Raw genomic sequence first — 21,592 nt, forward strand, 5'->3', positions numbered from 1 at the left:
GACGAGCCACCTCCTGTTTGACCTCGGCTTCGTCCTCGGCCCCCTCCGCTTCGGCGTTCTCCTCCTCGTCTTTCTCCCGTGCCAACGTGACATCGCGCTCGTGCGGGTGCCCTTCGTCTCACTCGACCGGAGTCTCGTCGTCTTCGTTTGCCATTGTGTGTCTCCCCTAATCCGGGGGTGGCCGGACCGCTGTTTATGACTGTGGTCGGGGTCAGTGAGGCGAAAAAACCCCCGACGGTAGCCCGGTCAGTTCCAGGGTTCGCCGCTCGCCAGGTCGACCTCGCCGTCGCCTTTCTCCGACGGGCAGAGGTCCGCGACCACGCAGTCGGCGCAGTCCGGGTTCTGCGCCGTACACGTCGCCCGGCCGTGGTCGATGAGCAGGTGGGTGAACTGCTGCCACTTTCGCTCCGGGACGACGCCCAGTAGGTCCTGTTCGATCGCCTCGGGGCGCTCTTCCTCGGTGATCCCGAGTCGCTGGCTGATCCGCTGAACGTGCGTGTCGACGACGATCCCCTCGACGATGTCGTGGCCGTGCTGGAGGACGACGTTCGCCGTCTTCCGGCCCACGCCTTTCAGTTCGGTCAGTTCGTCCATCGTGTCCGGCACCGCTCCGCCGTGTTCCTCGACGATGGTTCGACAGGAACTCCTGATGTAGTCGGCCTTGCTGTTGTGGTAGGTGATCGAGTCGATCAGTTCGTTTATCTCCTCGATGTCCGCGTTCGCGTACTCTTCGGGGCCGTCGAACCGTTCGAAGAGGGCTGCGGTCTCCTTGTTCACGCGTTCGTCGGTACACTGCGCCGACAGCATCACCGCGATGAGTAGCTCAAGACGGTTCGAGAAGTTCAGCGAGATCGTGCTGTCGGGGTACTCTTCCTCCAGTCGTTGGATCACTTCCTCGGCCTGCGCGTCGCGCGGCGAAAGCGGCGTTCCCATACGTCACCCTCACAGCGCCTCGTTCCTAAGCGATCCGGTACTTCGGCGTCAGACACGGCTCACGGCACCGGTCAAACTATCGCCCCCGTTCTGACACCTCCGCATCCGGGAGGTTTAAGCGGGGCCACTACACCGTGGTGTAGTATGAAAGCGACCGCGAAGGCGCATCCGATTCAGGGGATCGTCAAGTACCACGGGATGCGAGACGAACGACTGCGTCTACCGTACCACGACAGCATCAGCGTCTGTACGGCACCGAGCCACACCAAAACGACCGTCGAATTCGACATCGATTACGAGGAAGACACCTACGTCGTCGACGGCGACGAGCTGGAAGGCCACGAGTTCGACCGCCTCAAACGAGTCGTCGAGGAGGTGCGCGACCGCTCCGACGCCGCGCACGTCGTCTACCCGGTCCGCATCGAGAGCGAGAACTCCTTCCCGTCGAACGTCGGTCTCGGCTCTTCCTCGTCCGGGTTCGCCGCCGCCGCGATGGCGCTCGCCGACGCGGCCGAACTCGACGCTACTCGGCCAGAGATATCCACCATCGCACGCCGCGGGTCCTCGTCGGCGGCCCGCGCGGTCACGGGCGGGTTCTCGCACCTCTACGCCGGACTCAACGACGACGACTGTCGCTCGGAGCGCATCGAAACACCACTCGAGGACGAGGTAAAGACGATCATCGGTCTCGTCCCGTCGTACAAGGAAACCGAGGAGGCTCACCGAGAGGCCGCCGACAGCCACATGTTCGAGTCACGCCTCGCGCACATCCACGAGCAGATCGGCGAGGCCCGGGACGCCCTCCGCGAGGGGGACTTCGAGCGTACCTTCGAACTCGCGGAACACGACTCCCTTTCGCTCGCGGCCACCACGATGACCGGTCCCGCTGGATGGGTGTACTGGCAACCGGCCACGCTCAAGATATTCAACGCCGTCCGCGAACTCCGTCAGGAGGAGGATATCCCGGTCTACTTCTCGACGGACACCGGAGCGTCGGTCTACGTCAACACCACTGACGAGTACGCCGAACAGGTCAAAGAGGTCCTCGAAGACATCGGCGTTCAGACCACTATCTGGGAGGTCGGCGGCCCCGCACAGGTGTTAGCGGAGAGCGAACACCTCTTCTGAACGGCCGTTTTCTCCCGGCCAACGGACGCCGTTCGGTCAGTCACTGCGTTCCATCAGTCGGGGCGTTCCGATCAGACTGCCGGCGGCCCTGTTTCAGCTACGGTAGCCAGTGACAGCCATCACACTCGAACGTCTGCTATCGGGCGATCACGGTGTGAACCGTTTCACTGGCGACTACAGTTCGCGGAGATGTCCAATCGATCCGGAACTGGTGGATGGCTAACAGTATCAACTCCGCCAGTAGCCCGACGTGAGCAGTACCAGAACTGGGATTATCTCCAGCCGTCCGATCCACATCAGACCGACCATCAGCAGCTTCGACGATGCAGGGAAATCAATGTAACTCCCCATCGGGCCGACCATTCCCAACCCCGGACCGATGTTCCCAAGCGTCGCCGCCGACGCCGTGACGGCTTCGACCACTGATAGTTCGAGGCCGACGCGGGAGGCGTCAACGGCGAGCAGCAGCGCGCCCATCAAAAAGAGCACGAAATAAAGCAGGGAGAAGGCGTAGATCCCTCGCAGTGCGCGCTCGTCCAGCGCCTTCCCGGCGAGGCGAACGGGGGAGACGGCCTCGGGGTGGACGGTGGTGAACAGTTCTCGGCGGATCGATTTGAGGATCACCAGCCAGCGGATTATCTTGATCCCGCCGCCGGTCGACCCGGCGCTCCCGCCGACGAACATGGCGAACACGAGAACGTACTTGGCCGGGCCGCTCCAGGCCTGGAAGTCCATGCTCGCGTACCCCGTCGTCGTGACGATAGAGACGATATTGAACGCCGCGTGGCGTACTGACGACTCTCCCTGGCCGGCGACTTCGACGGGGTTCGACGGACCGAGCAGCGTCGGCCCGACGAACAGTATCACCGCGGCGATGGCAGAGAGCGCACCCATAGCGCCGGCGTAGAAGCGGAACTCGCTGTCACCGAACAGATTCGAGGACTCGCCGCGAACGACGTGCCAGAACAGCGCGAAGTTGGTTCCGGCGACGACCATGAATGGAATGATCACCCACTGGACGACCGCCGAGAACGCCTCGATGCTTCGTGCCTCCGGCGAGAATCCGCCGGTCGGCATCGTCGTCAGCGGGTGCGCAACCGCGTTATACAGTGTCATGTTCGGCGCGTGGCCTGCGAGATGGAGTCCGTACAGCAGCAGGAATTCCACGACCGTGAACCCGAGGTAGACGAGCCACAGCACCCGGGCGGTTTCGGCTATTCGAGGCGTGAGTTTCTCGATACCGGGCCCGGGCGCTTCCGCGTCCATCAACTGCGCACCGCCGACTGAGAGTTCGGGGAGGATAGCGACCGCGAGAACGACGATACCCATCCCGCCGAGCCACTGCGTCTGCTGACGCCACAGCATCAACGCTCGGGAGTGGGTGTCGAAGGAGATGTCCCCCATCACGGTCGCTCCCGTCGTCGTGAACCCGCTCATGCTCTCGAACAGCGCATACGACGGTTGCGCGACGGTGCCGTTGCCTGCGATAAGGTAGGGGACGGCACCGACGAACGCGACCGTAAGCCACGTCAGCCCGACCATCAGGAACCCTTCGCGCGCACCGAGATCGGGGTCGTCGTCGAATTGCTCCAGTGACCAACCGAACAGCACGGCGAAGAGTATAGTCGCTCCGAACGTAACCAGCCCATCGCCGTACCACAGAGCGACCAGTAGCGGCAGTAGGAGAGCGACTGCGAGATATTTCACGACGGTTCCGACGAGACTAACGCTCGCCCGCCAGTCGACGCGAACGTTCATAGGAGTGGAGAGACCTCGTCAAGTACCGTCGTGTCGACGAAGACGACCACGTGGTCACCCCGTTCGACGACCGTATCCCCGCGCGGCGTGATGAACTCGTCGTTGCGAGTGATGGCGCCGACGACGACGCCCGACGGGAACTCCGCGGTCGCCTCGCTGATCGGCTTCCCGACGAGAACACTCTCTTCGTCGATCTCGACCTCTAACACCTCCGCACGGTCTGCCTCGATGAGCGCGACGTTCTCGGTGTGTTCCTCGCGGGTGAACCGAGTTATCTCCTCCGCGGTCACCTCGCGGGGGTTGACAGCCACGTCGACGCCGACTGCTTCGAACACGTCGACGTAGTTTCCCGCTTCGACGACGGCGATGGTACGACCGGCACCCAGTCGTTTCGCGAGCAGGGAGGCGAGCAAGTTCTTCTCGTCGTTGTCGAGCGCCGCGACGACGATGTCCGCCTCGTCGACGTGTTCGCGGCTGAGGAAATCGATGTCGGTCGCGTCGCTTTCGAGTACGACGGTACCCGGCAACGCCTCCGCGATCTCTCGGGCCCGTTCCGGGTCGCGCTCGATAAGACGCGGTTTGATCCCTCGCTGTTCGAACAGGCGGGCGGTCTGAAAGCCGATCTCGCCGCCGCCGACGACGACGATCTCGTTGGCCTCCTCCAGAGCGGGGTCGGGCGTCAACGTTGCGGCGAACTTGCGGACGCTCCCCGGACTTCCGATGACGACGACCTGGTCGCCGGATCCGATCACCGTATCACCGCGGGGGATCGTCACCTCGCCGTTTCGGAGAATGGCGGCGAACGTGAGCGACTCGAAGCGGTCTGCCTCCTGTACGCTCTGGTTCGCGATGGGGCTCTCGTCGGCGACCTCGAACTCGGCCATCTGAACGCTTCCGTTCGAGAACGTGTCTACGTCCTGTGCGCCCGGGAGACCGGCGATCCGGACGATAGTCTCGGCCGTGAGAAGGTCGACGCTGACCATGAAATCGACACCGAACGCGCCGGGTGAGTTCTCCCACGTTCGCAGCAGCGAGGTCTTCTTAACGCGTGCGATGGTGAACGCGTCCGATATCGTCTCGGTCGTCGAGCACGCGACGATGTTCGTCTCGTCGTTGTCGGTGCTCGCGATGACCATGTCGGCGTCCGACGCGCGGGCTTCCGTCAACGTGTCCAGAGATGTCCCGTCCCCTTCGATAGCGAGAACGTCCAGGTCGTAGGTCAGCGACTCGACGCGCTCCTCGTCGGTGTCGATCACGACGACCTCGTGCGACTTCGAGAGACTCGCGGCGATGCTCGACCCGACTTCTCCCGCACCGATGACGATCACCCGCACGTGTGGGGCCTCCAGACCATTTTCGAATCCGTTACCGGGGCTGCCGCAAGAGATTTACTATACGTCGCTCGGTGCGCTATGGATCCGCAGATCCACGGGACGACGTTCACCCTCAAGATCCGTAACGATGCGTTCGACCACGCGTTCGGCCTCCCCCTCTATCTTGGGTGCGACTTTCCCGACCAGCCAGTCGAACGAGACGAACCGGGGCAGGCCGAGCGACCCGCCGCGTGCGGAGTCGGCGTCGAAGTCGACCCGCAGGAACACGCGCGAGGCGGTTTCGGCGTCGGCCGGCGCTTCGTCGGCGACTTCCTCGACTCGCCAGCGTCCGTCCGCGTCCAGATCCCCGACGATGGTCCAATCGATACCGTTCGGCGGGTCGGTTTCGACGACCCGCGAGCGAGCGGTGTAGCTCAGCTTCCACCAGGCGAACATCAGGTCGTACTCGGTCCCCGGTGAGCCGTCGCCGTGCTGGCGAACCTCCCGAAGGTACTCCGAGTAGTTCGCGTACCGCGGGAAGTCGGTGAGGAAGTCGAACACGTCCTCGGGCGGCAGGTGAATCACCGTACTAACCTCGACTGTATCCACGCTACCGGCTACCGCAGAACGGTAAGTAAGCCTTGCGCCGGTCGCTTTTATGATCACGGAGAGCCGACTGCGGGCGAGGCGGTCCGACCGTCGATCCGGGTTCTACTTGCCTACTCGCGTCCCACACACTCGCATGCACAGAGACGTTCTGATCGTCGGCGGGGGCGTCGCGGGACTCTCCGCGGGCATCTTCACTGCCCGTGCCGGCCTCGACACGCTCGTCGTCTCCGACGGAGAGTCGATCCTCGAACGTAACGCCCACCTGGAGAACTACCCCGGGTTCCCCGCGGGCATCGACGCTCGCCTGTATCTGCGCATGACCCGGGACCAGGCCGAACGCGCGGGCTGCGAGTTCGCGGAGGGTCGCGTGACCGAGCTAGCGGAGCGAGAGAACGGGTTCGCTGCGACGGCCGAGAGCGGCGACCGCTACACCGCCGACCGCGTCGTCGCCGCCTCGTGGTCCGACGTATCGTATCTGCGCGAAATAGATGTCGGGGTGATCGACCGCGGCAGCAAAGCGTTCGCGGACGTAGACGAGTACGGCCGAGCCGATGTCGACGGTGTGTACGCCGCTGGCCGGCTTGCGGACGAACCTCACCAGGCCATCGTCGCCGCCGGCCACGGCGCGAAAGTCGGCCTCGCCCTCGTCCAGGACTCCGAGAGCAACTTCTATCACGACTGGGTCGCCCCGGAGGGCTACTTCACCGAGCGCGGTATCGACCTGCCGCCGGCCACGGAGGAGATAGACGAAGCGGAGCGCCGCGGGCGCGAGGCCGAGAGCCGCGAGGTCCTGCGCGAGTACATCGCGGAGCCGCTGGACGCGGAACCGACGATGCATCCGAGCGTCGACGACGACGAAGACTGAACGTCAGACGACCCGTTTCGAGTGGGACCGAGCCCTGACGTTTTAACCGCCGGTATCACGAAACCGGGGACGATGCTTTCGGGAGTCAACGTCGCGCTCGGGGTTACGGGCTCCATCGCGGCGGTCAAAACCGTCGAACTCGCGCACGAACTCCGCCGGCGCGGCGCGAGCGTCCGCGCCGTGATGACCGACAGCGCGCAGGGGATCGTCCACCCCTGGGCCGTGGAGTTCGCCACCGAGAACAACGTGGTAACGGAGATCACCGGCGACGTGGAACACGTCGCGCTCTGCGGCCGCGACGGGTGGGCCGACGTCTTCCTCGTCGCACCGGCGACGGCAAACACGGTCGGAAAGATGGCGGCCGCCGTCGACGACACGCCCGTCACGACGTGTGCGACGACGGCGCTCGGCGCGGGCGTACCGGTCGTCATCGCACCGGCGATGCACGAGCCGATGTACGACCATCCCGGCGTTCTCGACGCTATCGACCGCGTCGAGTCCTGGGGCGTCGATTTCGTCGACCCCCGCGTCGAGGAGGGGAAAGCCAAGATCGCCACCGAGGACGCTATTGCGCTCGCGACGGCTCGCGCTGCGACGCCGAACCCGCTCGCTGGCGAAAGCGTCGTCATCACCAGCGGCGCGACGGCGGAGGCCATCGATCCGGTTCGGGTACTCACTAACCGCTCGTCCGGCCGGACCGGACGCGCCGTCGCCCGCGCGTGTCACGTTCGCGGTGCGGAGGTGACGCTGGTCCACGCGGCCGTCGGTCCGCACGCCGTCACTGCCGAAAGCGTAGAGGGCGACGGGATCCCCTACGCTGACCTCCGGGAGGTCGAGAGCGCCAACGAGTTACTCGACGCGACGCTCGACGCCGCCGCCGGCGCTGACGCCCTAGTCTCGGCGGCCGCCGTCGGTGACTTCACGGTCGACGCTAGCGACGAGAAGATCCGCTCCGGCGACTCGATCACGGTCGAACTTGACCCCACGCCGAAGGTCATCGACGAGGTTCGGAGCGCGAACCCGAACCTCCCTGTCGTCGGGTTCAAAGCCGAAACGAGCGGCGACGACGAGGCGATGGTCGCCGCCGCGCGCGAGACGCTGGACCGCGTCGGGCTTGCCTTCGTCGTCGCCAACGACGCGAGCGTGATGGGCGAGTCCGAGACGCGAGCGCTGGTCGTCCGGAGCGGCGAAACGAACGAGTTTTCGGGTAGTAAGGCGGGCTTAGGGGTCCGAGTAGCAGACGAACTGGCAGAAGAGGTATCGTGAATCCGCGGCCGTAAGCCCGGGGAGAAACGCGCAAGGCGAAACCGTCGCCTCGGTACGGTCGTCAGACGTACCGTGAGTGCGGCACGGGCGAGTTGTGTTCGAAGCCGGTGTCGCGGCCGAACACCCGGAGCGTCCCGTTTCTGACGAGTTGACCGAGCCACTCGTACGTCAGATGGTCGTAGTCGAGTTTATGGTCCGGGTTGCGCTCCCGGTCGCCGCGGTCGGAGATAGACTCGCGGATCCAGCGCACGACGATGCCCTGCGGTGTGACTTCGAGCACTTCGAACCCCTCGAACTCCCTGCCCGCCGGGTCGTCCCAGAACCAGAAATCGCCCTCGTCGACGCGGAACCCCTCGGCCGATCGGGTGCCGGCGGTCGGCTGGTCGTACCGGACACAGACAGACGTTGCGAGTCCGAAATCTCCTTTGAACGTTGCTTCGTGTGGTTCGGATATCGTTACGGCGACCATGTGTTCACTAAGCACGGATTACCAGCGGGTGTGTATATATGATTTTGCGCTCTTCGTGCGGGATACTTACCAGTTACGTCCCACCGCATTCAGCTCGCGATGCGGCCGATCGGCGAAGTAAGGAACGATTAGCGGAGTAAGCGGAGATTACGCGCCCTGCAACGCGGGATAGCGGACCATCGGGCCTCCCTCGGCGTAGAAGAATATAAAAATAGTTTTCCATCCGGTGGGTAAGGGTACAACGAGTAGCGACTATGCAACCGAGACACTGGAGTAGAGCGTCGGATCCGGGGGTACCATGACGACGGGTCCGAGCGGTCGTATTCTCGTTCCTATCGGCGAATCCGTCACACTCCGGAAAACGGTCGCCTACGCCGTCCGCGAGGCCAGGGAGTGCGCCGAGGCCGGCGAAGCGGCGACCGTTCATTTCGTCTATCCGATCACCGGACGCGTCGCCGACCCCGAAGAGTTCGACGAGCCGGAATCGCTCCTCGATCGGGTCGAAGTGTGGGCCCGGGAGGATCTCGGCGACGAGGACGGTAGCGCCGAAGTCCGAATAGAAACCGCCGTCCAGGCCAGCGACGTGTACCTGTTCAGCCCGATCGACTACGCCCGGACGCTGATCGACTACGCGGCGGAGAACGACCTGGACCGGGTCATCGTCGACCCCGAATACACGCCCGCCGGAAGCGCGCCGATGGTGCAACCGCTGGAGTACGAACTGTCTCGGTCGGATTTGACTATCGAAGAAGCACCGGTCGAGCGAAAGACGCGACGGGCGCGGCTGGTTCGAGGCAGCGACCTCGCGCAGTTCGCGACAGTGTTCGGCGCGTCGTATCTGTTCTATCTCGTCATCGGCGGGTTCGCCGGCACGTTCGACTACGTCACCGGCGCGTTCAGCGCCGCAGTAACGGCCGCACTGCTATCGCAGATCTCGCTGAGCGAGGCACCCGACTCGCGGACACCGCTCCGGGCCCTTCGAGCGCTCGTGTACGCGCCGTACCTCCTCTGGGAGATAGCGAAGGCGAACGTCACCATCGCCTACGTGGTCCTTCATCCGCGCCTGCCTATCGATCCGGGGATGGTGGAGTTCAAAGCGGCCGTCTGGGACGACGTTCCCGTGACGACGCTGGCGAACAGTATCACCCTGACGCCCGGCACGTTGACCGTCGACGTTCGCAAGCGACGGTTCTACGTCCACACGCTCACGACATCGGCTCGTGAGGACCTGCTAGACGGGGGTCTGGAGCGCGCCGTTCGGTTCGTCTTCTACGGCCGTCAGGCCACGAACATCGAGAGCCCAGCCGAACGCCGCGCGGACGAGGAGGTGACCGAGGAATGAGCGGGTTATCCCCGCTCGTCAGCGACGTTCTCATCGCCGCCGCAGGCGCGTTCGCAACGCTCGCGGTGGTCGTACTCTATCGGGTCGCTCGCGGCCCGACGATGCAGGACCGCGTGATAGCGGTCAACGTCATCGGGAGCAACACCGTCGTCATCATCGCACTGCTTGCGGCGGCGTTCGACGAGCCCGGATTCCTCGACGTGGCGCTCATCTACGCGCTGTTGAACTTCCTGATGAGCATCGCCATCTCCAAGTTCACCGTCGAGCGGGGGGAGATCATATGACGCCGACCGACATCGCCGTGATCGCGCTCTCGGTCGCCGGGATATTCTTCGCCATCGTCGCAGCCGTGGGCGTGCTCCGTCTGCCGGACCTCTACACCCGCGCCCACGCCGCGTCGAAAAGCGATACGCTCGGCGCGGTGCTCTCGCTCGGCGCGGCCGCGCTGGCGTTCGGTGCCGGCGTACCGACGGTCAAGACCGTCCTGTTGCTCGTGTTCATGTTCCTCACGAACCCGACCGCCGCCCACGCTATCGCTCGGGCGGCCGAGGACCAAGACATCGAACCGTGGACCGCTGACGAGGAGGGTGACGCGTGACGCTGACCCTGCTCGAAGCCGCGATCTTGCTGTTCGTCATCGGGAGCGCGGTCACCGCTGCGCTCCTTCGGGACGTACTGGGATCGATCATCGCGTTCGCCGGATACAGCCTGGGAATCGCCATCCTCTGGGTGTACCTCCAGGCACCGGACGTGGCGCTGACGGAGGCGGCAGTCGGCGCCGGCGTGATGACGCTCCTGTTCCTGCTCACCCTCGTTCGCACCGTCCGGCCGCCGAGCGACGAACTGTTAGAGTCGGTGGGGTGGCGCGGCGCGACCGCCGGCGGAGCGCTCGCCGCAGCCCTCCTGACGACCGTGCCGTCGCTGCCGGCTATCGGCGACCCGGACGCGCCGGTCGTCGCTGGCGAGGTGACGCAGTACTACCTGGACAACGCGTACGGTGAGACGGAAGTAGAGAACGTCGTCACCGCAGTGCTGGCCGCCTACCGCGGGTTCGACACGCTCGGAGAGGCGGTCGTCGTGTTCGCGGCGGGCGTCGCCGTTCTCGTTGTCCTCCGACAAGGTGAGTTCGTATGAGTTCGAACGACCGCCCTCCGTACGTCGAGAGTACCATCATCATGACCACCGTCAGGTTCGTCGCTCCGTTCGTGCTGACGCTGGGGCTGTTCATCATGTTCCACGGCGCAGAATCGGCAGGCGGCGGCTTCCAGGGCGGCGTCGTCGTCGGAACCGTCATCCTGATGCTCGCGTTCGCGTTCGGCATCGAGGCCGTCCGGGCGTGGCTGAACCCGACCGCGATCCTCGGGCTCATCGCGAGCGGCGTTCTGGTGTTCCTGGCGATAGGCTTCGGATCGGTCGCGCTCGACGGGGCCTTTCTGGAGTACCACGCCTACGAACAGCTAGGGATCCATCACGCCAGCGGCTACGGTATCGAACTCGTCGAGCTCGGTATCGGCGCTATCGTGACGGGCGTCATCATCGGTCTGTTCTTCGTCATCTCCGCCGGCTTCGACCCCGCGGAGGGAGAGGAGGAGGATCTGCTATGATAGAGGAACTGCTACTGACGAGATACAACTACGTCGTCGTCGTGCTGTTGCTCGGCATCGGGACGTACATGCTGATAGAGAACTCCAACCTCGTGAAGAAGGTGATCGGGATGAACGTCTTCCAGACGGGCATCTTCCTGTTTTTCATCACGTCTGCGTACGTCGAGGGAGGTGCCCCGCCGGTCGTCGAACACGGCGGCCATGGCAGTACGTACGTCAGCCCGCTGCCGCACGTGCTCATCCTGACGGCTATCGTCGTCGGCGTGAGTCTGACGGCGGTTGCGCTCGCGCTCGTCGTCCGGATCTACGCGGAGTACGGCACGTTAGACGAGAACGTGCTCCGGGAGGTGCGCGCCGATGAGTGACGTCGTCCCCCTGCTCGTCGCCGTGCCCATTCTGGCGGCGGTCGCGGCGCTCGTCCTCGGCCAGTGGAACGAACGCGTGTCCTGGGGCGTCGCCTTCCTGGCGAGCGCCGTCCAGGTCGGGATGGCTGGCCTGCTCGCGGCCACGGTTCTCGGCGGCGAGACGGTCCGGTACGAGGTCGGGAACTTCGGCGTCCCGTACGGCATCGAACTCGTCGTCGACGGCCTGTCGGCGTCGGTCGCTCTCCTCGTCGCCGTCGTCTCGCTCGGCGTCCTCGTCTACTCCCGAGTGGCCGGACCGCGCACGCCGGCGTTCCACGCGGAGTACCTGCTGCTCGTCGCCGGTCTCTCCGGTATGAGCGTCACCGGCGACGTGTTCAACCTGTACGTATTCCTGGAGATCACCGGCCTCGCGGCCTACGCGCTCGTCGCGAGCGGCGACTCCGGCCGGGCGGCCGTCGGGGCGCTGAAGTACCTGCTCATCGGGACGGTCGGCGCGTCGCTGTACCTGCTCGGCGTCGGCTACGCGTTCATCGCCACCGGAACGTTGAACATGGCCGACCTCTCGGAGCAGTTGGCCGATGTCGGCTACTCGGACCCGCTCGTCCTGACTGCGTTCGCGCTCATCGTCACGGGACTGGCCGTCAAGTCCGCGCTGTTCCCGCTTCACACCTGGCAGCCCGAGGCCTACGCCAGCGCGCCCGACAGCGTCAGCGCGTTTATCTCGGCGCTGGTCTCGACCGTTTCGGCGTACGCCATCGCGCGGATGGTCCTCTCCGTGTTCACCGTCGGCTTCTTCGCCGCGAACCCGGTCGCACAGAACATCGTTGTCGGCCTCGCCGGGCTCAGCGTCGTCGCCGGCAGCGCGCTCGCGGTGACTCAGACCGAGGTCAAGCGGATGCTCGCGTACTCCTCCGTCTCCCAGTTCGGCCTCGTCGTCGCCGCGTTCGCGCTGGCGACGGAGTCGGCGCTCGTCGGCGGAACTATCCACCTGCTCGGGCACGCGATAATGAAAGGCGGCCTCTTCCTGACCGCCGGCGCGATAGCGATGGCGACCGGCGCGCGCCACGTCTCGGAGTACCGCGGTCTGGCGTCGCGGCGGCCGTTCCTGGCCGGCTCGTTCGCCGTCCTCGCGCTTGCGATGGTCGGCGTCCCGCCGGCCGTCGGCTTCGTCGGCAAGTGGTACATCGCGCTCGCGGCGGTGCAGGCGGAGTCCTGGTTCATCGCGGCGGTCATCCTCGCCAGCACCCTCCTGACGCTGGCGTACTTCGCGCGCCTCGTCGAGCGGATGTACTTCGCCGGCAGTCCGCCGACGGCCCCCGAAACGGCGGAGACGCCCGGACCGACGACGGACGCGGCCGTCGCTGACGGCGGATCCGACGGTGGTGACGCCGCGGCGTCTACCGCCGTCGCACCCAGTATCGTCGCGCTCGTCGCCATCGTCGCGGTCAGCGCAGTCGCGCTCGGATTCGTCGCCACCGAGTTCGCACAGATGCTCGAACAGACCCTTCCCGAACTGCTCTTACCATGACTGAGATCCACTCAATCCGACCGCTCGCCGCGGTTCTCGTGTCCACGCTCGCTATCGTCGGAATCCTCGCGTCGCACCGCCGACCGAACGTCCGCGAGGGGTGGTCCGTCGCGGCCGCCCTCGGAACGTTCGGCGTCGTCGCCAGCATGGTTCCGGGCGTCCTCGCCGAGGACGTGTACGTCACCGAACTGGGAACGTTCGTCTTCGGCGTCGACTTCGCCCTGCACGCCGACGCGCTGGGAACGCTCTTCGCGCTGCTCGCGAGTTTCCTGTGGATCATCACGACGTTCTACAGCATCGGCTACATGCGCGGCCTCGACGAACACAACCAGACGCGCTACTTCGCCTCGTTCGCGGCGAGCGTCGCCGCCGCCGTCGGCGTGGCGTTCGCGTCGAACCTGCTCGTCCTCTTCGTGTTCTACGAGCTACTGACCGTCGCGACGTACCCGCTGGTCACCCACGACGAGGACGCGGAGGCCCGCGCGGCCGGCCGGAAGTACCTCACGTACACGTTCGGGGGCGGCGTCGCCGTCCTCGCCGGCATCGTGCTCGTCTACTGGCTGGCCGGTACCGTCGCGTTCACGCCGGGCGGCATCGACGGACTGGGCGCCGCGGATCCGATGTACGCTCGCGCCGCGTTCGCACTGCTCGCGGGCGGGTTCGGGGTCAAGGCGGCGCTGATGCCGATGCACTCCTGGCTCCCCGACGCGATGGTCGCGCCGACGCCGGTTTCGGGACTGCTTCACGCCGTCGCCGTCGTCAAGAGCGGCGTGTTCGGCATCTCGCGCGTCGTCTTGGACGTGTTCGGCCCGGAGACTGTCGCGGACCTCGGGGTCGGCGTCGTGCTGGCCGCCGTCGCGGCGTTTACGCTGCTGACGGCGAGCGTCATCGCACTGCGACAGGACAACCTCAAGCGCCGCCTCGCGTACTCGACGGTGAGCCAGCTATCGTACATCGTCCTCGGACTCGGCGTCGGGGCGTACGACAGCACGGGGTTGGCGTTGACCGGCGGACTGCTCCACATCCCCGCCCACGCGTTCATGAAGCTCACCCTGTTCTTCTGTGCGGGGGCCATTCACGTCGAGACACACACCGACGACATCAGCGACATGGCCGGGATCGGCCGGAGGATGCCGCTGACGATGGCGGCGTTCGGCGTCGCCAGCCTCGGGATGGCAGGCATTCCGCTCCTCGCCGGGTTCGTAAGCAAGTGGTACCTGTTGCTGGGAAGCGTCGAGGCGGGGTACGCCGCCTTCGCCGTCGCGCTGTTGCTGTCGGGCGTGTTGAACATCGCGTACTTCTGGCCCATTGTCTACCAGGCGTTCTTCCAGACCGCGGCGGACGCGGACACCAAGCCGCTCATCGAGAACCCGTTCGGCGGGAAGTCGACGCCCTCGGCCGTGGCGGACGGGGGACCGTCGTCGGACGACGACCGGCGGAGCGGCCCCGCTTCCGACGGCGAGTCGGACAACGGCCCGAACGCCGGGATCGCGGACGGTGAAGAGGAGTACGCCGTCGACCGGTATCCGAGCGATCATATGGAGAGTGATCCGCGAGCGGTGGAGGACCGCCAGGGCGAGGAACGCGACGACGAGAGCGACGAGCGCCCTGACGCCGGTCGCGAACACCACGGGTACGACGAGAAGGACTCTGACGCCCACCACAACCACCACGGCGGGCCGCCGGTCGGCGGGTGGGAGCGTCGCTCCGTTCGCACCGAAAGCACGTGGTTCATGCTCGGTCCCATCTCGACGGCGGCCCTCGGCGCAGTCGCGCTGGGAGTCGTGCCGCACACGGCCGTGTTCCTGCAGATCGTCGATCTGGTCGTGACGGGGGTGATGGGCTGATGGTGGAGTTCACCGCCGTTCCGCCCGCCGTGCCGGTACTCGCCGTTGCGCTCCTCCTCCCCTGGCTCTCGCGCCGGGTCGGCCACGCCCTCGGCGCGCTCGCCACCGCTGTCGTGATGGCGTGGACGTATCTCGTCCCGGCGGGGGCGTATCTCGACGTGACGTTTCTCGGATTCGAAGCCGTCCTGTTCAACGTGGACGGCTTCTCGCGGCTGATGGGGATCATCTTCGGTCTCATCGGCACCGCCGCGGTGACGTACTCGTACTTCAGCGACGCCGAGAACGTCCAGACCGCGTACGCGCTGACGTACGTCGGAACCAGTCTCGGGGCCGTCTTCGCCGGCGATTGGCTCACGCTCATTTTCTTCTGGGAGCTGATGGCTATCACCAGCACGCTACTGGTCTGGGATTACGGCGGTCCGGCGGTGCGGGCTGGCTTCCGGTACGCCCTGTTGCACGGCATCGGCGGAAGCCTACTGATGGCCGCGATCGTCTGGCACTACGCGGAAGTCGGCACCTTCCTGTTCGGATCGCTCGGGGGAGTAGACCACGCAGCGGGTATGGCCGGTGTCGTTCCGAAGGTACTCGCGGCCGTCGGGATCGGCGTCAACGTCGGCTTCGTCGGTCTGCACGCCTGGCTGCCGGACACGTACCCGCGGCCGCATATCGCCGCGAGCGTGTTCCTCTGCGTGTTCACCACCAAAACCGGCGTGTACGGCATGTACCGCGCTTTCCCGGACGGCCACCTCTGGATCGCCTACATGGGCGGCGCGATGGCCGTCTTCGGCGCGTCGATGGCGCTGCTCCAGAACGACATGCGCCGCCTGCTCTCCTACCACATCCAGTCGCAGGTCGGCTACATGGTCGCCGGCGTCGGTATCGGCGGGGCGCTCGCGACCGCGGGAGCGTTCGGTCACGTGTACAACCACATCCTATACAAGAGCCTGCTGTTCATGACGGTCGGCGCAGTCATCTACCGGACCGGAGAGGAGAACCTGAAGAAGGTCGGCGGACTCGCCCGGGAGATGCCGCTGACCTGCCTCGCGTTTACCATCGCGGCGCTCTCTATCGCCGGGTTCCCCGGCTTCAACGGGTTCGTCAGCAAAGGGATGGTTGTCACGGCGGCCCATCACGAACATCTCGACGCGCTGTGGTATCTCCTCCTGATCGGAGGCGTCGGGACGTTCATGTCGTTCATCAAACTCGGCTACTACGTCTTCTACCACGGCGAGCGAAGCCACAGCGTTCCCGACGCTAACCGCGGCCAGCAGGCCGCGATGCTGTCTATCGCCGCGCTCTGTGTCGCATACGGCCTCTACCCCGACGCGCTGTTCGGCATCCTGCCAGGCCACGGCGCGGAGGAGGCACACCCGTACACGATCCCGCACATCCAGGAAGTGCTGGTACTCGCCGTCATCGCTGTCGTCGGGTTCTTCCTCCTGAAGAAACCGCTGGCGAAACTGGCGGGCGTGCCGGATGTCGACTCGGCGTACGAACCGCTGACGTTCTACGCCACGCGCGCCACGGTCCGGTTCGTCACCGAAACGTACGCCGCGGTCGACCGCGCGGCCGTCGCCGCCGCCGAGGTCGCGATGGACACCGCACGCGACCCGCGGCGGGTGACGCGGTACTTACCAGGCAGAGAGGAGATCGGCTTCGATCCCGAACAGGGCCACGTCCCGATGGACACCACTATCGGAACCAGCGTCTTGATCCTCACTGTCGTACTAACGGCGGTGCTCGCAGTGCTTCTCGTCTGACCCGTCTCGGCATGTCGGTCGCCGGATTCTCGACCGGATTCGGCGTGGTTTATCAGTGTCCGACTACCAGTGTAGGTCATGTTAGACGACTCCGGGGACGACCACGAGGACCCGTTCGAACTGGAAGAGGGTCCGCCCCCAGAGGAGGAACTCGGTCCCGACCTGCCTTCCGTCGACGGACCTGACGTGCCGTCCGTCGATGCCGAGTACGAGGACGTTCCGTCGGACCTGCTGTGGTGGTTCTGGATACTCGTCATACTCGCTAACGCGTGCGTACTCGCGTTCAGTCTCGGAATCATGTTCGTCGCCTTCCGCGGGAACTGGAATTTCGGCGGCCGTCTGATTCTCGCCGGCGGCCTCATCGCCGTTCTCGCTTGGCGGGTCTACACCCGCTACGATCAGCGAGAAGAGTGATATGAATATTACACATATCCGATAATGTGATAATATAGTGACATCTGTTGACGGGAATAGCTTATGTAGGAGGAAGGACTGGTCGGACGTATGGTACACTGTTCGACGTTCCCCGGATCGCTCCGCCGCCGGTCGTCGATGGTGTCGACACAACAATGGCAAGCGAATCGATGAGTAGCGGCACGGAGATAGCACCGTCCGACTCGTCCACCGACGAGGACGACAATGATCTCTCCAAAACGGAGATATTCGACGTCCTTCGGAACCAGCGGCGTAGATACGTCCTCCAGTATCTGAAGCGAAACGACACGCCGGTAGAACTGGGCGACCTGGCGAGTCAGGTCGCCGCGTGGGAGTACAATACGACCATCGACGAAGTCACTTCGGCGCAACGAAAACGCGTCTACACGACGCTCCAGCAGACGCACCTCCCGAAACTGGACGAGACGGAAATTGTCGAATACGACTCTTCGCGCGGCACCATCGAGAGCACCGAAACGACCGACGATCTGAACATCTATCTGGAGATAGTGCCCGGCAACGAGTTCGCCTGGCGCGAGTACTACCTCTCGCTCGGCGCTGTCAGTTGCGCGCTCGTCGCCGCGCTCTGGGGCCATGTCTATCCGTTCACGCTCGTCTCGAACCTCGTCTGGGCGACGGTGATCGCGGTCGTCGTCACGTTCTCCGCCGTTGCACACATCTACCACGAACGGAACATGCGTCTCGGCGAACGGGAGGTCCCGCCCGAACTCGGATTCGAATCCGACGACTAGGCGAGGTTCGTCCGGATCGATGCCAGTTCCATCCGGTCGTGATCCGGCTTTCCCGTCTCTCACCGCGATAGCCGCGACCGTTTCTCCTGTACCGCGATAGCTGCGTCCGTCTCTGCCTGCTCCCGCCGCTCGTCGTTCAGACCGGCGCAGAAGCGAAAATTACGAACTCACGGACTGGTATGGGAAGTGATGTTTCACCGGATTCTGTGAAGACAACATCCAGTATTTTTTACTGGGTGGCCGAGTAGCCCCGATATGGATCAGTTACGGCGGTCCCTGCTCGATGCGCCGATCATCGAAAAAGACGGATATCACTACTTCGTTCACCCCATCAGCGATGGGGTCCCGATGCTCGAACCCGGGCTACTGCGGGAGATCGTCATCAAACTCATTCGGAAGGCCGATCTGGAAGACGTAGACAAGATCGTCACCCCCGCGGCGATGGGGATCCACATCAGCACAGCGGTGTCGCTGATGACGGACATCCCACTCGTCGTCATTCGCAAGCGCCAGTACGGCCTGGACGGCGAAGTGGCGCTGTTTCAGGAAACCGGGTACAGCGATAGCGAGATGTACATCAACGACGTCGACGAGGGCGACCGCGTTCTCGTTCTCGACGACGTTCTCAGTACGGGCGGCACGCTAAACGCTATCCTCACCTCGCTGGAGGATATCGGCGCGGACGTCGTCGACACGGTCGCCGTCATCAAGAAGGCCGGGCCGAACAAACTCGACGACACCGACCACCACGTGAAGACGCTGATAAACGTCGAGGTGCAGGACGGCGAAGTCGTCATCGTCGACGGCAACGGGGACAGTTAGGACCGGAAGAAGCCGACAATCCGTTCGAACCTGCGTGGGACTTATTCGCTTCTCCGTGGTAGTACACCCGATGACATCGGTACTGTTTGTCGTCAGTCAGGAGGGGTACTGGGGGGAAGAATGCGCGACGCCGTTTTCGATGCTATCGGACCGGGACGTCGACATCGACGTTGCCACGCCGAGCGGCGGGAAACCGGTCGTCGACGACCGGTCGATCGACCCGGACACCGTCGGCGAGGACACCGTCGAGGAGGTCATGGACGTTCACAACGACGACCGGATGGCGAATCCGAAGCCGCTCGCCACCGCGAGCGCGGACATGTACGACGCAGTCGTGTTCCCCGGCGGACACGGCGCTGTGTGGGACGTGAACCAGGACCGACACGCCCGCGCGCTGCTACGCGAAACCGTCGAGAGAGATGACGGCGTCGCGCTGGTCGTCTGTCACGCCGTCGCCATCCTCGCGTTCACGCGCGACAGCGACGGTGACTTCCTCGTCGAGGGCCGCGACGTCACTGGGTTCCCGAACGACTGGGAGAAAGACATCGTCGACGAACACGACAACATGCCCGACGGGCGCAAACTGCCCTACTGGGTCGAGGACGAGGTGAAAGCCGCCGGCGCGAACTGGGACGCCGAACTCGACGCCGAGGAGAGCGTCACCCACGACGGCGACCTGATCACCGGCCGCGGGCCCGAGTCCTCGCACGCGGCGGGAACCGCGCTCATCGAGCGTCTGGGCGTCGAAGCGAATTGACGCGGCGGAGCGGAACGGTAGCGGCGGTTTTCGTGTCTGAAGACCCGGTGTCAACGCTCCGACCGCGCCGGCAGCCTCACAACAGTCCGACTGTGGCCGTCGACGCAGTGGAGACGCTGTATCCGAGCACAGCGACGACGAGGACTGCGAGGAGCACCGACATGAACAGGTAGTGGATCGGAAAGTCCCGTTCGATAGTCGCGTACAGTCCAATGCCGACGAGACCGGGCGCGAACCCCAGGAGGAACAAAGAGACGACCCCGATGCCCCACGTGAAGTGATAGTCGCCCGTTACGTGGTCCTGACGGAGACCCATGTATAACAGATAGACGAGTCCGACAGCGGCCGTCACAACCCCGAGTCCGAAAAGCCAGACGGGGTACGGAGGTCCGGAAGCCATACTTCGTAATCACCAGTAGTTGATAAAAGCCCGTTGCCTCCGTGACTTCACGAGACGCTCGACGATGAAACGCCTCGCTGGAGGTGTGAAGTCACAAGAAGTAGCGGGAGGTAGATTTGAACCTCGGTCGTTCCGCTGCTCCACTCCCTGCTTCAAATCTACTCGTCGCATTTTCCAGAATTCAGCGGTCGCTCGGCGATTAAACGCCTCGCTTGAGAGTTGAATTCTGGAAAAGTAGCGGGAGGTAGATTTGAACTACCGGTCTGCGGGTTATGAGCCCGCCGGAATCTCCTGGCTATCCCATCCCGCTACATTCTCGTAACGCGGTTCGCTAGTTAAGGGTTGTGATTCGGTCGCCGTGTGGGAGTTTCTACCTTTCCCCCTCACGAACCTGCCACGTGAAGAGACTCTCCGCGACGTAGTTGACCAGCAGGCCCGCGGCGATGCCGAACAGGTTAGCCACGAGGAACCAGAGTTCGACCCCTGCGACCCCGATAGACACGTCGATACGCCGATATAGCTGCGAGAAGACGGCGGTGGCGACGACGACGCCGCCGGCGCGGACGAGATTAGACGTGAGGAACCGGCGGACGAAAGACGCGACACCGGGCGCTCCCTGGTCTGCGAACGTCCAGTGTTCGTTGACGAGAAACATGAGAACGATCGCCGTCTCCGCGCCGGCGAGTTTGGCCAGTTCCGGCGCGACACCGAAATGGAGTAGCGTTCCGAGGACGACGTTGTCACAGACCGCTCCGAACGCGCCGACAGACACGAACTGGCCGAAGCGGACCCCCGAGCGGAGCGCACGCAGGCGAGGGCGGATGGCATCGATCATGGGATCACTCGTTATCGGGCGAGAACCGGTCGACGAGCGCGATAGGGTCGTCGACCGTGCGTGCGATGGCGGCGTGGAAGCTATCGCCCCGAACGCGGCGGGCGCGGTGGCGGGCGCGAAAGAGCGCGCGGCCGAGTTCGAGCGCGGTTCCGACGGGCGAGACTGTCGAGTTGGGCATGTCCTCCCAGGTGACCGGCACCTCGACGATGCGGTGGTCGAAGGCGGCGGTCATCGCGATCAGTTCTACGTCCCAGGCGAAGCCCGGTTCGTACAGATGGCTTCGGACGTCCCGCCAGGCGTCGCGCGTGATGGCCTTCGCCCCGCACTGGAAGTCGTAGAGGTCGGCGGCGAGGAGCCGCCGGGCGACCCAGGCGAACACGTCGCCGAGTCGGCGGCGCGCGAACGTCTGGTGGCCGCGCACGTCGGCGTCGGGATGGCGACGGGAGCCGACGGAAAGGGAGGCGTCGCCCGCGCGAAGCGGTTCGACCACATCGGCGACAGAGGTCGCCGGCGTGCTGCCGTCCGCATCGGCGAACGCGAGGATGTCGGTGTTCAGGCGCTCGAACCCGAACGTGATCGCGCCGCCTTTCCCCCGGCGCGTAGCGACGGCGTTGACCGTCGCCGGAAGGTCCGTCAGTGCGTCCCGGACTCCGGCGTCGGGGTCGTCGAGTTCGACGCGGAGCACCTCCGGGTCGAGGCGCTCGTCGAGCGCCCGGACGTACGACCGCAGGACGTCGATGTCGGGGCGGTAGGCCGGCACGACAACGCCGAGGGACGGAGGCATCTACCAGCATGAGGCGGCCG

The 21,592-nt window shown here is 64.9% G+C and carries 24 protein-coding genes and 1 tRNA gene; 16 read left to right on the forward strand and 9 right to left on the reverse strand.

Features of this window, described 5'->3' with window-relative positions; translation table 11 throughout:
* Positions 1–246: 246 nt before the first annotated feature.
* On the reverse strand, positions 247–933 hold the full coding sequence (nth, locus tag EYW42_RS00475; RefSeq protein WP_135533298.1) for an endonuclease III: 687 nt from the start codon (positions 931–933) through the stop codon (positions 247–249).
* 144 nt (positions 934–1,077) lie between these two features.
* Here nth and mvaD point away from each other — a divergent pair, with 144 nt between their 5' ends.
* Entirely contained in the window at positions 1,078–2,061 is a 984-nt protein-coding gene (mvaD, locus tag EYW42_RS00480; RefSeq protein WP_135533299.1) for a phosphomevalonate decarboxylase MvaD, read from the forward strand.
* A gap of 228 nt (positions 2,062–2,289) precedes the next feature.
* Here the strand turns inward: mvaD and EYW42_RS00485 are convergent, their stop codons facing one another.
* The 3 genes from EYW42_RS00485 to EYW42_RS00495 are packed head-to-tail and all read right to left on the reverse strand — an operon-like array spanning position 2,290 to position 5,741.
* Positions 2,290–3,819 carry a TrkH family potassium uptake protein gene (locus EYW42_RS00485; RefSeq protein WP_135533300.1) on the reverse strand — a complete coding sequence of 510 codons (1,530 nt, stop codon included), beginning with the start codon at positions 3,817–3,819 and terminating at the stop codon, positions 2,290–2,292.
* Positions 3,816–5,153 carry a Trk system potassium transporter TrkA gene (gene trkA, locus EYW42_RS00490; RefSeq protein ID WP_135533301.1) on the reverse strand — a complete coding sequence of 446 codons (1,338 nt, stop codon included), beginning with the start codon at positions 5,151–5,153 and terminating at the stop codon, positions 3,816–3,818. Before trkA ends, EYW42_RS00485 begins: the two co-directional genes overlap by 4 nt.
* 57 nt (positions 5,154–5,210) lie before the next feature.
* Positions 5,211–5,741 carry a type II toxin-antitoxin system RatA family toxin gene (locus EYW42_RS00495; RefSeq protein ID WP_135533302.1) on the reverse strand — a complete coding sequence of 177 codons (531 nt, stop codon included), beginning with the start codon at positions 5,739–5,741 and terminating at the stop codon, positions 5,211–5,213.
* A 133-nt stretch (positions 5,742–5,874) separates the two neighbouring features.
* Here EYW42_RS00495 and EYW42_RS00500 point away from each other — a divergent pair, with 133 nt between their 5' ends.
* Positions 5,875–6,606, forward strand: coding sequence for an FAD-dependent oxidoreductase (locus EYW42_RS00500; protein WP_135533303.1), 732 nt, complete (start codon positions 5,875–5,877; stop codon positions 6,604–6,606).
* A gap of 72 nt (positions 6,607–6,678) precedes the next feature.
* Positions 6,679–7,872: a bifunctional phosphopantothenoylcysteine decarboxylase/phosphopantothenate--cysteine ligase CoaBC gene (gene coaBC / locus EYW42_RS00505; RefSeq protein WP_135533304.1), complete on the forward strand. Its 1,194-nt coding sequence runs from the start codon at positions 6,679–6,681 to the stop codon at positions 7,870–7,872.
* 61 nt (positions 7,873–7,933) lie between these two features.
* On the opposite strand, the gene EYW42_RS00510 is transcribed toward coaBC, so the two are convergent.
* Positions 7,934–8,356 (reverse strand): hypothetical protein, encoded by a 423-nt coding sequence (locus EYW42_RS00510; RefSeq protein ID WP_135533305.1) that lies wholly within the window; start codon positions 8,354–8,356, stop codon positions 7,934–7,936.
* A gap of 283 nt (positions 8,357–8,639) precedes the next feature.
* Between EYW42_RS00510 and EYW42_RS00515 the strand changes: the two genes are divergently transcribed.
* The 13 genes from EYW42_RS00515 (at position 8,640) to EYW42_RS00575 (ending at position 19,553) form a co-directional block, all read left to right on the forward strand.
* On the forward strand, positions 8,640–9,683 hold the full coding sequence (locus EYW42_RS00515; protein WP_135533306.1) for a monovalent cation/H+ antiporter subunit E: 1,044 nt from the start codon (positions 8,640–8,642) through the stop codon (positions 9,681–9,683).
* Entirely contained in the window at positions 9,680–9,967 is a 288-nt protein-coding gene (locus EYW42_RS00520) for a cation:proton antiporter (protein ID WP_135533307.1), read from the forward strand. Before EYW42_RS00515 ends, EYW42_RS00520 begins: the two co-directional genes overlap by 4 nt.
* Positions 9,964–10,281, forward strand: coding sequence for a monovalent cation/H(+) antiporter subunit G (gene mnhG / locus EYW42_RS00525; protein WP_135533308.1), 318 nt, complete (start codon positions 9,964–9,966; stop codon positions 10,279–10,281). Before EYW42_RS00520 ends, mnhG begins: the two co-directional genes overlap by 4 nt.
* Complete coding sequence (locus EYW42_RS00530) at positions 10,278–10,817, forward strand: DUF4040 domain-containing protein (protein ID WP_135533309.1); 540 nt, start codon at positions 10,278–10,280, stop codon at positions 10,815–10,817. The genes mnhG and EYW42_RS00530 overlap by 4 nt, the downstream gene beginning before the upstream one ends.
* Positions 10,814–11,287, forward strand: a complete 474-nt coding sequence (locus EYW42_RS00535; RefSeq protein WP_135533310.1) for an MnhB domain-containing protein — start codon at positions 10,814–10,816, stop codon at positions 11,285–11,287. Before EYW42_RS00530 ends, EYW42_RS00535 begins: the two co-directional genes overlap by 4 nt.
* Entirely contained in the window at positions 11,287–11,652 is a 366-nt protein-coding gene (locus tag EYW42_RS00540) for a cation:proton antiporter subunit C (protein ID WP_135534007.1), read from the forward strand. The genes EYW42_RS00535 and EYW42_RS00540 overlap by 1 nt, the downstream gene beginning before the upstream one ends.
* Positions 11,645–13,180: a monovalent cation/H+ antiporter subunit D family protein gene (locus EYW42_RS00545; RefSeq protein ID WP_135533311.1), complete on the forward strand. Its 1,536-nt coding sequence runs from the start codon at positions 11,645–11,647 to the stop codon at positions 13,178–13,180. Before EYW42_RS00540 ends, EYW42_RS00545 begins: the two co-directional genes overlap by 8 nt.
* On the forward strand, positions 13,177–15,027 hold the full coding sequence (locus tag EYW42_RS00550; protein ID WP_135533312.1) for a cation:proton antiporter: 1,851 nt from the start codon (positions 13,177–13,179) through the stop codon (positions 15,025–15,027). The genes EYW42_RS00545 and EYW42_RS00550 overlap by 4 nt, the downstream gene beginning before the upstream one ends.
* Positions 15,027–16,787, forward strand: a complete 1,761-nt coding sequence (locus tag EYW42_RS00555; RefSeq protein WP_135533313.1) for a Na(+)/H(+) antiporter subunit D — start codon at positions 15,027–15,029, stop codon at positions 16,785–16,787. Before EYW42_RS00550 ends, EYW42_RS00555 begins: the two co-directional genes overlap by 1 nt.
* Before the next feature lie 78 nt (positions 16,788–16,865).
* Positions 16,866–17,201 (forward strand): DUF7322 domain-containing protein, encoded by a 336-nt coding sequence (locus tag EYW42_RS00560; RefSeq protein WP_135533314.1) that lies wholly within the window; start codon positions 16,866–16,868, stop codon positions 17,199–17,201.
* Positions 17,202–17,356: 155 nt separating this feature from the next.
* A complete protein-coding gene (locus tag EYW42_RS00565) occupies positions 17,357–17,974 on the forward strand; it encodes a DUF7344 domain-containing protein (protein WP_237561252.1) in 618 nt (205 codons plus the stop codon).
* Between the two features lie 255 nt (positions 17,975–18,229).
* Entirely contained in the window at positions 18,230–18,796 is a 567-nt protein-coding gene (gene hpt, locus EYW42_RS00570) for a hypoxanthine/guanine phosphoribosyltransferase (protein ID WP_135533315.1), read from the forward strand.
* Between the two features lie 70 nt (positions 18,797–18,866).
* The gene (locus EYW42_RS00575; protein ID WP_135533316.1) at positions 18,867–19,553 is read left to right on the forward strand and encodes a type 1 glutamine amidotransferase domain-containing protein; all 687 of its coding nucleotides are present in this window, start codon (positions 18,867–18,869) and stop codon (positions 19,551–19,553) included.
* Between the two features lie 76 nt (positions 19,554–19,629).
* Here EYW42_RS00575 and EYW42_RS00580 read toward each other — a convergent pair whose 3' ends face one another.
* The 4 genes from EYW42_RS00580 to EYW42_RS00595 all read right to left on the reverse strand — a co-directional run bounded on the left by EYW42_RS00580 (position 19,630) and on the right by EYW42_RS00595 (position 21,572).
* Positions 19,630–19,953, reverse strand: a complete 324-nt coding sequence (locus tag EYW42_RS00580; RefSeq protein ID WP_135533317.1) for a hypothetical protein — start codon at positions 19,951–19,953, stop codon at positions 19,630–19,632.
* Positions 19,954–20,188: 235 nt separating this feature from the next.
* Positions 20,189–20,263: transfer RNA gene (locus EYW42_RS00585), tRNA-Met, on the reverse strand.
* Between the two features lie 60 nt (positions 20,264–20,323).
* Complete coding sequence (locus EYW42_RS00590; RefSeq protein WP_135533318.1) at positions 20,324–20,788, reverse strand: GtrA family protein; 465 nt, start codon at positions 20,786–20,788, stop codon at positions 20,324–20,326.
* 4 nt (positions 20,789–20,792) lie between these two features.
* The gene (locus EYW42_RS00595; RefSeq protein WP_135533319.1) at positions 20,793–21,572 is read right to left on the reverse strand and encodes a glycosyltransferase; all 780 of its coding nucleotides are present in this window, start codon (positions 21,570–21,572) and stop codon (positions 20,793–20,795) included.
* Positions 21,573–21,592: the final 20 nt, after the last annotated feature.

The organism is Halostella pelagica, from assembly GCF_004762015.1.
Lineage (GTDB): Archaea > Halobacteriota > Halobacteria > Halobacteriales > Natronoarchaeaceae > Halostella > Halostella pelagica.